Raw genomic sequence first — 13,441 nt, forward strand, 5'->3', positions numbered from 1 at the left:
TTACACAAAATTAATCCATCAAACAAATCATAAATGTGGTTTTATCATCTTTGTTTTGATAGGACAAGTAACCGCCATGAGCTTCAATTATATTTTTAGATAAGGTTAAGCCAATTCCTGCGCCTTCTTTTCTTGTAGTGAAGAAAGGTAAAAATATTTTATCTTCAATTTCAGGATCAACTCCATTTCCAGTATCGGTAATAGAAAGGAATAATCTTTTGTTTTTAGTTTCAGCTGCCAAAATAATTTTCTTATTGGTTTTGTCTGCCAAAGCATAGATACTATTCGTTAATAAATTAATTAAAACTTGTTCTATTTGTAATTTGTCAACACTAAACCAATGTTTAAAATCAATAGTGTTTTGTACTTCAATTTTCTCTTTCTTAAATAACGGGCGCATTATTTCTAATCCATTATTTACAATTTCTGTTAGCTCTATTTTTTCTTTTTGAGGAGTTGGTAACATTGCTAGTTTTCGGTAGCTCTCTACAAATTGCTGTAAATGGTTACTACGGTTAAGCATGGTTTGAACACTTTGCTTCATATCTTCTAAATCTTCATTAGTAAAAGATTCTTGCTCGACTAGTTCCTTTAAGTTTTGTGAAAGCGAACGAATAGGTGTTAAGGAATTTAGAAGTTCATGAGAAATGACTTTCATTAGGTTAATCCAAGCTTCTTTTTCTTTCTTTTCAACTACTTTCTGAATAGAGTCGAGCAGAACAATATAGTATTCTTGATTGTACGTTTTTGTTCTAGAAGATTGCATTACAAAAGTTTGGGTGTCTTGTTGATTGACTCTGATTTGTAAGGAAGTTTTAATTTCACTAAAATTTTGTTCTTCAATTAATGTGCAAAGTGAAGGAAATTGATTTTTAAGATAATGCCATTTGCTTACTTTTGGGACTTCAAAATGAGATGAAAAATAATCATTCATTAAAAAAATGTTCCAATCGTTTTTTTCTTTTTGTAGAATTAAAATGCCTGTTTCAATGTTATTTAAAATGGAACGATAAATAATATCTTTAGAAACATGTTCGTTTTGCTTGTTCTTTAAAGTATCATATAGTTTGAATAAGCTTTTGTAATTTACGTGAGATTTATGTTTGGAAAAATCGGCAGAAAAATCATTTTGTAAAATAGCCTGAATGGTTTTGTCATAAAACTGAAAAGCATTTTTTAAGTAAATATAAAGCTCAATAACCAAGCAAATAATCAATAAACCAATAAAAATGGCAGTATAGATTAATTCCTTCTGTAATAGAAAAAATACGACACCAAACACAACTAAGATGAGTAATAATCGAAGAAATAATTGATTGTAAATTTTAAAAGAAGCAATCATGTTATGGAGTTATAATGTTATATTTTTCAATTCTTCTGTACAATGAAGCTCTAGATAAACCTAATTCTTCTGCCGACTTGCTAATGTTATATTCGTTTTTAACTAAAGCTTTTTCAATCGTTATTTTTTCAATATCAGATAATTGTAAATCATCTTGATTCTCTTCATAGCGCGTAATAATTTCTAAATCTAAATCGGCAACTTTAATACTGTCATTTTCGCAAAGAATAATAGCGCGTTCTATTCGGTTTTCCATTTCGCGAATGTTTCCATTCCAAGCATGTTCTTCAATTTGATGTAGTGCTTTTTCGTCGAATGTAACCTTTCCTTTTTCATATTTAACAATCATCTTGTTTAATAAAAATTCAGCTAATGGAATTTTATCAGCTAAACGTTCACGCAAAGGAGGTAGTGTAATTTCCATAGTATTAATACGGTAGAATAAATCTTCACGAAAGTTTTTAATACCAACTTCTTGTTTTAAATTTAAATTGGTAGCCGTAATAATTCGAACATCAAGTGGCCTTGGTTTTGATTCCCCAAGACGAGTAACAGTTTTTGTCTGAATGATTTGTAATAATTTTGCTTGTAAATGAATGGGAACATTACCAATTTCATCTAGGAAAATAGTACCATTTTGTGCCGATTCAAAACGTCCAGCAGTATCTGTTTTTGCATCTGTAAAAGCACCTTTCGCATAACCGAATAATTCACTCTCAAAAATATTTTCATTAAGTGAGCCTAAATCCACATGAACAAAAGCGTTTTCTTTTCGATTAGAAACTGAATGAATGTAATGAGCCAAAACGTATTTTCCTGTTCCGTTTTCTCCTAGAATTAAAACATTAGCATCTGTTTTTGCGACTTTATCAGCAAGAGTATAGGCTTTTTTAATAACAGGAGAAGTTCCAATAAAATAGGTGTTAACACTGTCTATTGAAGCATTTTTCTTTTGGTGTTTTCGAGATTCGTCTACTCCTTTTTTTACAGCTTCTAGTAACTTGTCGTTGTCCCATGGTTTCAAAACATAATCGAAAGCACCTGACTTTAGTCCTTCTACAGCAGTTTCTACTTTCCCAAAAGCAGTCATTAGAATGACAACCGTTTTAGGAGATAGTTTCTTTATTTCTTTTAAAAAATACAATCCTTCTTTACCATCTTCAAAACCAATGCGATAATTCATGTCTAATAACACAAGGTTAATGGTGTTTTCAGCTAGCAATTGCACTACATTTTTTGGGTTACTCAAAGTATGAATAGTTTCAAAATGTTTTTTAAGAAGCATTTTTGCCGAAAAAAGAATGTCCTCTTGGTCATCGATTATTAATATATTGGCTTGTGTTTTTTTCATTTACTGTTCAGTTGTGTACAAATGGTGTTCGAAAATGAACATTAAGTTTTGTTTTTTAAATGTAAGTAATTGTTATGTAGTGCTTTGTGATTTTTAAATCCTTGGCATGAAATTGCCACTATATCTAGAAAATTTAAAGCATGGACACTGTCATAAAGCGTAAAAATAGTAAAAAGAAGTTACTTTTAGCATTACCAATACTCATAGTTTTAGGCTATTTGATATTTGTTTCTGTAACAAAGAAGAGAAGTTTCAATGTAAAGAAGGCTGAAATTACTGTAAAAACGGTCTCTTCAGATTTTTTTGAAGATTTTATATTGTTTCAAGCAAAAGTAACTCCTTTACATTCAATGTTAGTTAACGTAATTGAAGGTGGTGCTGTTCAAGAAATTTATGTAGAGAATGGAGATTTGGTAACCAAAGGACAGCCGTTAGTCCGTTTGTATAACCCAAATACTGAGTTAACATATATGCAACAAGAAACATCAATTATAGAGCAGATAAATAATCTAAATAAAGCCAAATTAGACTTACGAAATCAAGAATTAAATTTAGCCAAAGATTTAATTGCTATTGAACACGATTTTCTAGATGCAAAGAATTTATACGACTTAAATAAAAAATTATTTGAACAAGAAATAATTGCTAGAAATGAATGGACGGTAACACAAGAGAATTATCGTTTTCAGAAAGAACGAATGGATATTATAAAACAAAGTGTAACTAAGGAAAAACAAGCGAATAAAATTCAGATTGGTCAACTGAATCAATCAATAGGTATTATGAATCAGAGTTTGTCTATCTTAAGAAAGAATAAAAATAATTTCTTAATAACAGCACCACTTTCAGGAAGACTGTCTTCATTTGAGCCTATTTTAGGAAAAACATTTACACAAGGTAATAGTATTGGAACAATAGACGTAATGAAGGGATATAAGCTCGTAGCTGATGTGGATGAGTTTTATTTGAACAAAGTAGCAGAAGGTCAAACAGGTTCTGTAGATCATAATGGTAAAACGATAAAAATTCAAATTTCAAAAGTAATTTCTGAAGTGAAGAATGGAAGATTTATTGTAGAACTTAATTTTATGGAAAAAGAAGATTTAGAATTAAATCAAGGAATTTCTTTTGGAGTACGAATCAATTTATCTGAGAAAACAAAAACCAAAGTGCTTTCAAAAGGAAGCTTTTATCAAGAAACGTCTGGAAAATGGATTTTTGTTGTAAACGGAAACAAAGCAGTACGCAGAACGATTAAATTAGGAAGAGAGAATCCTTTATATTATGAAGTTTTAGAAGGATTAGAATCTGGAGATAAAGTGATAACATCTTCCTATAAAGATTATGAAAATATAGAAGAATTAAATATAGAAGAGTAGAAAAAGTTAATTACTAATAAAAAAATTATGATAAACATCAACAAACTTTCAAAAGTGTTTCAAACAGAAGAAGTAGAAACAAAAGCATTAAACGAGGTTTCAATCGCAATCAATCAAGGAGAATTTGTAACTATTATGGGGCCATCAGGAAGTGGAAAATCGACACTTTTAAATATTGTAGGTCTTTTAGATAGTGCATCAACAGGAAGCTATCAACTATTAGGTCAGGAAATGTTAGGACTAAAAGAACAAGAAAGAGCTAAAGTTAGAAAACAAAATATAGGCTTTGTTTTTCAAAACTTTAATCTCATCGATGAACTTTCAGTCTATGATAATATTGAATTGCCTTTAATTTATAATAATGTTGCAGCTTCAGAAAGAAAGAAAAAAGTAGAAATAATTGCAGAACGTTTGGGAATTTCTCATCGTTTAAAACATTATCCACAACAACTTTCTGGAGGACAACAACAACGTGTAGCTGTTGCAAGAGCATTGATAAACGACCCAAAAATCATTTTAGCCGATGAACCAACAGGAAATTTAGATTCTAAAAACGGAAATGAAGTAATGGAATTATTAACCGATTTACATGCACAAGGAGCAACTATTTTAATGGTAACTCATTCTGATTATGATGCTTCTTTTTCTCAGAAAACAATCATTATGAAAGATGGAATGGTGCTTTCAGAAAGAAATAATTCTAAAAAAGTAGATGTGTTAATCTCTTAAAATAAACAATCATGACTAAAATAATTTTCACTATAACATCATTTTTAATCTGTGTATTTTCAGTTGCACAAGTGATTGAAAATAGAGATGTAACAGATTTTAATAAGTTGCAAGTATCAAACGCAATTGATGTGTCCTATAAAGTTTCCAATACAAAAAGTATAAAAGTAGAAACAGATGATAAAGAAAACTTAAAATATGTAAAAACTGAAGTTGAAAATGGAACTTTAAAACTATATGTTGATACAAAAGACTATAAAAATGAGGGAAAGAGTAAAAGGCGTTCAAAGGGTAAAAATGTAAGTTGGGTAAATGGAGTGGAGTTTTTGCTACTGAAAATTACAGTTTCAGGTCCAAATTTAGAAGCTATAAAAGCAAGTTCCTCTGCTGATGTTACAATTGAAAACACTAACGCAAGTACAAGTTTAGATGTTACAGTGAGTTCTTCTGGAAGTGTTTCAGGAAATTTTAAGGCTACAGATGTTACTATTGATGCTTCATCTAGTGGCGATTTTTCTGGAAATGTAACTGCAACTTCTATTGAAATAAAATCAAGTAGTTCAAGCGATGTGAATTTATCTGGGAAAGCAACAACAATTTCTGCAAAAGCAAGTAGTTCATCAAAATGTAATTTAAAAGAATTTACAGTCGAAAATGCAATCCTTAAAGCGAGTTCGTCTGCAGCTATTGTTTTAAAAGTAACAAAATCAATCGAAGCAAAAGCATCATCAAGCGCTTCAATAAACTATTATGGAAACCCATCTGAAGTTAAAAAAGAAGAAAGTTCTTCGGGTGCTGTAAGAGGTAAATAATCATCAAAATCATCATTCAATCTGAGTTTCTTTTCAGATTAAATAAAAAACGAACTGTTATGTTAAAAAACTGGTTACATATATTTCTATTCCATGTTAAAAATAATAAACTGTTTACCATTCTAAATATTCTAGGGTTAAGTATTGGTATTGCAGGATTAATATTTGCTATTTTATATTGGAATGATGAAAAAAGCTATGATGATTGGAATCCAAACAAAGACACTATTTTCTTATTGGTAAATCAAGTAGATGAGAATATTTTCTGGACATCAGGTTCTGCTGCCGTTGGCTCTAATTTGATTAAAAAAACAGATGAGGTAATCTCTTATTGTTATTTAGACGGAGATTATGTTAATGATATTATTCGGTTTAAGAGCAAGAAAGTTCAATCGGACAAGGTTCTTTTTACTCAAAAAAACTTTTTTGAATTCTTTCCTTTTGAATTTGTGAGTGGCAATAAAAATACAGCGTTGCCCGATGAAAATAGTATTTGTTTATCAGTAGAATTGGCAATGCAATTATTTGGTAATGAATCGGCATTGAATAAAGAAGTTACATTTCGAGATAAGAAAATGAGAGTGAGAGGTGTTTATAAAATAAATAATAATGCATCGTATCAACCTTCTTGTGTAGTCAATTTCATGGATACTAGAATTAAAGAACATATTGATCAATGGGGTAATTATCAGTTTGTTTTGTTAATGAAAGTGAAGAATGCGAATTCTAAAAATCAAATTCTAAAAAAAATAAAAGAGTTGTATCATGATAATATGACCGTACGTTTTGCAAAACAAAGAGGTATTTCTACAGATGAATTTATCGAGAAGTATGGAGCAACAAAAGTATCATTAGAACCTTTGTCTGAAGTACGTTTGCATACAAAAACAAATGGTTTAGCAGAAGGTAAAGGAAATTATCAGTTTCTAATTATAATGATGGGATTAAGTATCTTAATTCTATGTTTGTCAATTTTTAATTACATAAATATGGCTACTGCTACTGCAATGAAAAGAGCAAAAGAAGTAGGAGTGCGCAAAGTTCTAGGAGCTTCAAAAAAGAATATAGTAATTCAATTCATTTTTGAAACGATTATAATTGTGTCATTTTCAATGTTACTTTCATTAGTAATTGTAGAACTAACATTGCCTTTTTATAATTCTTTTTTAGATAAAAATATCAACATACAATTTCAACAAATATTTATACAACTAGTAATTGTTTTTATAGGAATCTTATTTACTGCGGGTGTTTCTCCATCTCTTTATGTTGCCAATTTTGAAGTGCTAAAAGTGTTAAAAGGAAATTTTAATAGAAGTAAAGCAGGAGTGTGGTTAAGAAATGGAATGTTAATATTACAATTTGCAATTGCGACATTTTTTATTGTAGGATCTTATATAGTTTATCAGCAAATAGACTACATGAATACGAAAGATTTAGGCTTTAAAGGCGATCAAATATTAAATATATCGTATAGAAATATAGGTGGAGATGGAATAACGAATAAGATTAGGTTTGATAAATACATAACTATTAAAAACGAACTTCTAAAAATAAAGGGAGTTAAGAAAGTAGCTGGTGGTGCTTTTAAATTTGGTAGTGGTGCTCCAACAACAATAGACTATACATATAAAGACATCAGTATTAGTGGAAATAACATTCCAGTTGATTTTGGAATGCTTGAAATGATGCAAATAAAAATGGTACAAGGAAGATATTTCGATCCGAAATATGCTCAAGATACTATTAATTCGATGCTAATTAATGAAACAGCGTTAAAGATGTTGAACGAGCCAAATCCAATAGGGAAAAAAGTAGATTGGGATGGAAAAGAAACTATTATTGTTGGTGTTGTGAAAGATTTTAATTTAGGAAATCCAAGCGAAGAAATTCCTCCTATGTCCTTTTTTCATTTTAAAACGATTCCTTGGTTCATAGCTACTTTAAACAATATCTATGTTGATGTTGAAGCAGAAACGATGGAGCAAGCTTTGACAGATATAGAGCATTTTTGGCAAATGAAAGTGGATTCAAACTATCCTTTTTCATATGATTTTGTAGATAAAGAATACAAAAGGTCATATAGTAGTTTTGTAAAACAGAAAAACTTGTTTACGGCATTAAATGTCATTGTTATTCTTATCGCTCTGTTCGGATTGTTTGCTTTAGCAACCTATTCTATTCAAAGTAGAATGAAAGAGATTGCAATTCGAAAAACACTTGGTGCAGAAACAAATACCTTACTTAAAACACTTTCTAAACAATATGTTGTTTTTTGTGTGATAGGGTTTTTAATAGCATTGTTTCCGACCTATTATCTACTGAATTTATGGTTGGAAGACTTTGCTTATAGAATAGAAATTCCATTAACATCTTTCATTGTCGGTTTTGTCAGTTTATTGGCATTAACATTACTAGTAGTGCTTTCTAGAGCTTTTGTAGCAACTAAAGTAGATGTTTTGAAATACTTAAAATACGAATAATTAATTTAAAAAATAAATTATGTTAAAAAATTGGACAAACCTTCTTTTGCATCATATAAGACATAACAAACTCTTCACTTTTCTTAATATTTTAGGATTAAGTATTGGAATTGCAGGACTAATATTTGCTACGTTATATTGGAATGATGAACAAAGTTATAACGATTGGAATCCTGAAAAAGATAAAGTACATCAAGTTGTTAGTGACTTAGGTAACGATTTAGTTTGGGGATATACTGCAAGTCCGTTAGGGAAATATTTAGGAGACATTTCAGAAGTAGAATCGCATTGTTATTTTAACACATGGTATTATGACGAAATAATAACCTATAAAGGTGAGAAACAGTTAATCGAAAAAATATTCGACGCACAAAATAACTTTTTTGATTTTTTTCCTTTTGAATTTATTAAAGGTAACGGAAAAACAGCGATTCAAGACAATACAAGTATTGCGCTTTCAGAAGAAGTTGCTCAACGACTATTTGGGGAAGATGAAGCAATGGGAAAAGAAGTACAATATTCTGGTAGAACTTTAGTAGTTAGGGGAGTTTATAAAATAAATAAAAAATCATCCATTGCTCCGGAAGTAGTGACCAATATAATTGATAAGCAATTAGAAGCAAATAGTGATCAATGGGGGAATTTTAATTTCGGATTATTATTGAAATTGAAAGATCCATCTCAAAAAACAAAAGTAGAAGGGAAATTAAATCAGTTATTCTTCAAGTATAAAATGTCAAGAGAAGCAGAAAATGAGGGCATTTCAACGGAAGAATATATAAAACTATACGGGTCAATTAATAATATACTAGAGCCTTTAGCTTCAGCACGGTTACATTCAGTAACACACGGTTATCCAGAAGGAAATGGAAACTATCAAATGTTAATGATACTGGTTGGGTTGTCTTTTTTAATCCTAATACTTTCAGTGGTAAACTATGTTAATTTAGCGACAGCAAATGCAATAAAAAGAGCAAAAGAAGTTGGTGTTCGTAAAATAATTGGTGCTACAAAAAGTAACATTATTCAACAATTTGTATTTGAAACAATAATAATGGTTTTGTTTGCTGTAGTAATTTCATTAGTACTAGTTGAACTATCATTGCCCTATTATAATGGTTTTTTAGAGAAAGAGCTAATTATTCACGGAAGTCAATTCTATGTGCAGATTATTTCAATTTTCATTATAACAGTAATTGTAGCAGGAATATTTCCAGCAATTTATGTGTCAAATTTTGAAACATTAAAAGTCTTAAAAGGCAATTTCGGAAGAAGTAAGAGTGGAGTATGGTTAAGAAACGGAATGCTAATTCTTCAATTTGCAATTGCAACATTTTTTATAGTTGGATCTTATATTGTTTATGAACAAGTACAGTTTATGTTGAATAAGGACTTAGGATTTCAAGGTGAACAAGTTTTAGAAATTTCATATAGAAATCCATATGATTATAAAGAAGAAAATTATCAACAAAAATTAATCACACGCTATAATACTATAAAGCAAGAAGTTGCTAAGATTAATGGAGTGAAACAAGTTTCGACAGGTGCTTTTAAATTTGGAAATGGAGCAACTTCATCATCAAGTTTTAGATATAATGATGCTACAATTCAAGGACAAAATATGGCGGTAGATTTTGGAATGCTTGAAATGATGAAGACTAATGTTATAGAAGGAAGATTTTTTAATGAAAAATTCGCATCAGATACTATAAATACGATGATGATTAATGAGACAACATTAAAAATGATGAATGAAAAAAATCCAATTGGTAAAACGGTTGAATGGAATGGGAATAAATTAAAAATTATTGGTGTTGTGAAAGATTTTCATTTATATGGTCCACAAGCTGAAATTCCACCCATGTCTTTCTTTCATTTTAAAACAATCGATTGGATGCTTCAAAATGTGAATACAATTTATGTAAAAGTAGAACCAGAAAACCTAGAGCAAACCATCAGTAATATTGAGAAATTTTGGGTGAAAAAAGTAGATACAGAGTATCCTTTTAGCTATGATTTTGTAGATAAAAGATATGCTAGAACTTTTGAAAAGTTTATAAAAATGAAAAATCTATTTTCATTACTAAATATTGTAGTGGTATTAATTGCATTGTTCGGACTTTTCGCACTTGCAAGTTATTCCATTCAAAGGAGAATGAAAGAAATAGCCATACGAAAAACCCTTGGAGCAGAAACAAATGTGCTTCTAAAAGAACTGTCTAAACAATATATTGTGTTTTGTGTTATAGGCTTTCTAATTGCACTGTTTCCAGCTTATTATTTATTAGGACTATGGTTAGAAAATTTCGCTTACCGAATAAATATCTCATTTGTACCTTTCTTGGTAGGTTTCTTAATTCTATTAAGCTTAACGTTAATTGTTGTGCTTTCGAGAGCTTACAAAGCAACAAGAGTAGATGTTTTAAAATATTTAAAATATGAATAAAATAAGTAAAGTAGCGTTTTTTCTACTAATTAGTTTTTTTGTAAAAGGCCAAGATAATTCTTGGTCTTTACAAAAATGTATTGGTATTGGACTAGAGAATAGTATTCAAATAAAAATAAACTTGCTTGAAGTAAAACGCACACAGAAAGCAAAGAATAGCTTTGTTAATGAAATTTTACCAACAGTAAACTTGTTTGGAAGTCAGAGTTATAATTTTGGTTCAACAATTGACCCTTCAACCAATGGAAGAGTAAGTTCAAATATTCAATATGATAATTTCTATTTGAATGCTCAAATGAATCTACTCGATTTTAATAAACTAGCCAATACTCAAAGAGATAAAATAAATATTGAGATTGCAAAAGCAGACAAAGAAGTAATTGAAAACGAATACAAACTTCAAATTTTAGAAAGCTATTATCAAACATTATTCACGCAAGAGTTATTAAGTATTCAAAAACAACAAGTTATTAATTCGAAAAATAATTTAGACAGAATTCAAAAAGAAGTAAACATAGGAAGCAAACCCAAAAGCGATCTATACGATATTCAGTTTCTATTTGCAAAGGAAGAAAAGCAAGTGGTAGAAACCGAACAATTGTATATCATACAAAAAACCGAACTATTTCAGTTAATCAATTTTACAGATCTTTCAATAGAAGAAGTAGTTTTAGAAAAAAGCATTACACAGACAGAACATCAAACCAATTCGGAAGAAATTAATAATCCGAAAATCACAGTAGCAAAATTAAACTATGATAAAAACAGAAAAGAAATCAAAGCTCAAAGAGGATTAGGTTTGCCTACGCTTTCAGCTTTTTATCAAATATCTTCGTTTTATTACAAACCATTAAATCAACCAAATAGTGCAGTAGAATCGTTTAGTAATCAAATAGAAAATAATAAAAATCAACAAATAGGCTTACAATTAAATATTCCAATTTTTAATGGTTTTAAAAAGAATAAAAGAGTAAGTGTTGCAAAGATAGAAAGCGAAAAAGCAAAGTTGGTGATTACACAAGAGAATCAGAAAATAAAGCAACAAGTAGAAGTAGAGAAGAAGAATTTATACAATTATCTTCAATTACAAGAAAAATTAAACGAAGTTGAGAATTATGCTAATGAATCCTTTGGTACAACACAAGCTAAGTTTACGTCAGGAAAAGCAGATGCGTTCAGTTATGCTTCTTCAAAAAACAATTTGCTTTCATCGGAATATGATGTTTTAAAAAATAACTTACAAGTTCAATTTACCCAATTAAAAATGAATCTAATACAGTTCAATCAGTTATAAATAGAAAAAATAAATTTTTTCTATTCTTTTATTAACAAAGTTTAAACCGAGAAGCTTTTAAACTTTTAAACTTCTGCCTATCTTTGCAATTCATATTCAGTTTAAATAAAAGCTGTTCTCAATAGCTTTTAAACTTTAAACTTTAATTATAAAATATAATGAAGTTAGATAGAAAAGAAATTCTTAATGCATTAGAAACGATTACAGTTGCAGGAGAAGGAAAAAATATGGTAGAAAGTGGAGCAATTAAAAATGTAGTCACTTTTGGAGATGAAGTAGTTGTTGATGTGGTTTTAGCTACGCCAGCCTTACATATAAAGAAAAGAGCTGAAGTAGATATTATGAAAGTAATACACGACAAAGTGTATGAAAAAGCAAAAGTTAAAGTAAATATAAAAGTAGAAGCACCTGTAAAAGAAGAAAATCCAAACTTAATTAAAGGAAAGCAAATTCCAGGAATAAGTAATATTATTGCGGTTTCTTCTGGAAAAGGAGGTGTAGGTAAATCTACAATTACTGCAAATTTAGCAGTTTCATTATCTAAAATGGGCTTCAAAGTAGGAATTTTAGATGCAGATATCTACGGGCCATCAATGCCAATAATGTTTGATGTTGAAAACTCTAAACCCGTTTCAGTCGAAATAGACGGAAAGTCTAAAATGCAACCAGTACAAAGTTATGGTATAGAGATTCTTTCTATTGGTTTTTTTACAAAACCAGACCAAGCAGTTATCTGGAGAGGACCAATGGCTTCAAAAGCCTTAAATCAAATGATTTTCGATGCCAATTGGGGAGAAATTGATTTTATGTTAATCGATTTGCCACCAGGAACAGGAGATATTCATTTATCAATCATGCAATCTTTACCAATAACAGGAGCAGTTGTTGTGAGTACACCTCAGGCCGTTGCCTTAGCTGATGCTAAAAAAGGAGTTTCCATGTTTGCAAACGAAAGTATCAATGTACCTGTTTTAGGGATTATTGAAAACATGTCTTATTTTACACCAGAGGAACTTCCAAACAATAAATATTATATCTTTGGACAAGAAGGTGCTAAGAATTTAGCAAAAGATTTAGATGTTCCCTTTTTAGGAGAAATTCCACTTGTACAAAGTATTAGAGAAGCTGGAGATTATGGAAGACCAGCAGCAATGCAAACAGGCTCTCCTTTAGAAACAGCATTTGAAGAATTAGCTAGAAATGTAGTTAGAGAAACAGTTAGTCGTAACGAAAGTCTACCTGCTACAGAAGCAATTAAAATAACTACAATGGCAGGTTGTTCTGCTGTTAAAGGAAAGTAAGACATGAATAAAGAAGAAATTATAGTAAATATCGAAAAAGCCTTAGATGAAATAAGACCTTTTTTAAACTCTGATGGTGGAGATATTTCACTAGTTGAGGTAATAGACGATAAACACGTTAAAGTTCGTTTAGAAGGAGCATGTACAAGTTGTAGTTTAAGCGTTAGCACAATGAAAGCTGGTGTTGAAACAACAATTAAAAAATATGTACCACAAATCGAAACTGTGGAAAATATTGCCTAAAAATTCAATATGATAAAAGTCATGTGTAAAGCCAAAAAAACTTTGCAAATTTGTGACCTTA

Annotated in this window: 10 protein-coding genes; 8 read left to right on the forward strand and 2 right to left on the reverse strand. The window is 29.9% G+C overall.

Translation table 11 applies throughout. The features are described from left to right. Positions 1–10: 10 nt before the first annotated feature. Together L2Z92_RS08155 and L2Z92_RS08160 are read right to left on the reverse strand one after the other, a co-directional pair. On the reverse strand, positions 11–1,342 hold the full coding sequence (locus L2Z92_RS08155; protein WP_236458331.1) for a sensor histidine kinase: 1,332 nt from the start codon (positions 1,340–1,342) through the stop codon (positions 11–13). Between the two features lies 1 nt (position 1,343). Then, positions 1,344–2,693: a sigma-54-dependent transcriptional regulator gene (locus tag L2Z92_RS08160; RefSeq protein ID WP_236458332.1), complete on the reverse strand. Its 1,350-nt coding sequence runs from the start codon at positions 2,691–2,693 to the stop codon at positions 1,344–1,346. A gap of 140 nt (positions 2,694–2,833) precedes the next feature. On the opposite strand from L2Z92_RS08160, the gene L2Z92_RS08165 reads away from it, so the two are divergent. From L2Z92_RS08165 to L2Z92_RS08200, 8 genes are all read left to right on the forward strand, one after another. Further along, a complete protein-coding gene (locus tag L2Z92_RS08165; RefSeq protein WP_236458333.1) occupies positions 2,834–4,072 on the forward strand; it encodes an efflux RND transporter periplasmic adaptor subunit in 1,239 nt (412 codons plus the stop codon). 27 nt (positions 4,073–4,099) lie between these two features. Next, a complete protein-coding gene (locus L2Z92_RS08170; RefSeq protein WP_236458334.1) occupies positions 4,100–4,801 on the forward strand; it encodes an ABC transporter ATP-binding protein in 702 nt (233 codons plus the stop codon). Between the two features lie 11 nt (positions 4,802–4,812). Next, positions 4,813–5,613, forward strand: a complete 801-nt coding sequence (locus tag L2Z92_RS08175) for a GIN domain-containing protein (RefSeq protein ID WP_236458335.1) — start codon at positions 4,813–4,815, stop codon at positions 5,611–5,613. A gap of 59 nt (positions 5,614–5,672) precedes the next feature. Continuing rightward, the gene (locus L2Z92_RS08180) at positions 5,673–8,096 is read left to right on the forward strand and encodes an ABC transporter permease (protein WP_236458336.1); all 2,424 of its coding nucleotides are present in this window, start codon (positions 5,673–5,675) and stop codon (positions 8,094–8,096) included. 19 nt (positions 8,097–8,115) lie between these two features. After that, a complete protein-coding gene (locus tag L2Z92_RS08185; RefSeq protein WP_236458337.1) occupies positions 8,116–10,542 on the forward strand; it encodes an ABC transporter permease in 2,427 nt (808 codons plus the stop codon). Beyond that, on the forward strand, positions 10,535–11,836 hold the full coding sequence (locus L2Z92_RS08190; protein ID WP_236458338.1) for a TolC family protein: 1,302 nt from the start codon (positions 10,535–10,537) through the stop codon (positions 11,834–11,836). The genes L2Z92_RS08185 and L2Z92_RS08190 overlap by 8 nt, the downstream gene beginning before the upstream one ends. A 158-nt stretch (positions 11,837–11,994) precedes the next feature. Then, positions 11,995–13,137, forward strand: coding sequence for an Mrp/NBP35 family ATP-binding protein (locus L2Z92_RS08195; RefSeq protein WP_236458339.1), 1,143 nt, complete (start codon positions 11,995–11,997; stop codon positions 13,135–13,137). 3 nt (positions 13,138–13,140) lie between these two features. Next, on the forward strand, positions 13,141–13,380 hold the full coding sequence (locus L2Z92_RS08200) for a NifU family protein (RefSeq protein ID WP_236458340.1): 240 nt from the start codon (positions 13,141–13,143) through the stop codon (positions 13,378–13,380). The last annotated feature ends 61 nt before the right edge of the window (positions 13,381–13,441 follow it).

The organism is Flavobacterium jumunjinense, assembly GCF_021650975.2.
In the GTDB taxonomy this organism is placed as follows: domain Bacteria; phylum Bacteroidota; class Bacteroidia; order Flavobacteriales; family Flavobacteriaceae; genus Flavobacterium; species Flavobacterium jumunjinense.

Excerpts from the sequence above, each read along its gene's own strand:
- L2Z92_RS08155 (WP_236458331.1), bottom strand. The coding sequence starts at position 1,342 with ATGATTGCTTCTTTTAAAATTTACAATCAATTATTTCTTCGATTATTA.
- L2Z92_RS08160 (WP_236458332.1), bottom strand. The coding sequence starts at position 2,693 with ATGAAAAAAACACAAGCCAATATATTAATAATCGATGACCAAGAGGAC.
- L2Z92_RS08165 (WP_236458333.1), top strand. The coding sequence starts at position 2,834 with ATGGACACTGTCATAAAGCGTAAAAATAGTAAAAAGAAGTTACTTTTA.
- L2Z92_RS08170 (WP_236458334.1), top strand. The coding sequence starts at position 4,100 with ATGATAAACATCAACAAACTTTCAAAAGTGTTTCAAACAGAAGAAGTA.
- L2Z92_RS08175 (WP_236458335.1), top strand. The coding sequence starts at position 4,813 with ATGACTAAAATAATTTTCACTATAACATCATTTTTAATCTGTGTATTT.
- L2Z92_RS08180 (WP_236458336.1), top strand. The coding sequence starts at position 5,673 with ATGTTAAAAAACTGGTTACATATATTTCTATTCCATGTTAAAAATAAT.
- L2Z92_RS08185 (WP_236458337.1), top strand. The coding sequence starts at position 8,116 with ATGTTAAAAAATTGGACAAACCTTCTTTTGCATCATATAAGACATAAC.
- L2Z92_RS08190 (WP_236458338.1), top strand. The coding sequence starts at position 10,535 with ATGAATAAAATAAGTAAAGTAGCGTTTTTTCTACTAATTAGTTTTTTT.
- L2Z92_RS08195 (WP_236458339.1), top strand. The coding sequence starts at position 11,995 with ATGAAGTTAGATAGAAAAGAAATTCTTAATGCATTAGAAACGATTACA.
- L2Z92_RS08200 (WP_236458340.1), top strand. The coding sequence starts at position 13,141 with ATGAATAAAGAAGAAATTATAGTAAATATCGAAAAAGCCTTAGATGAA.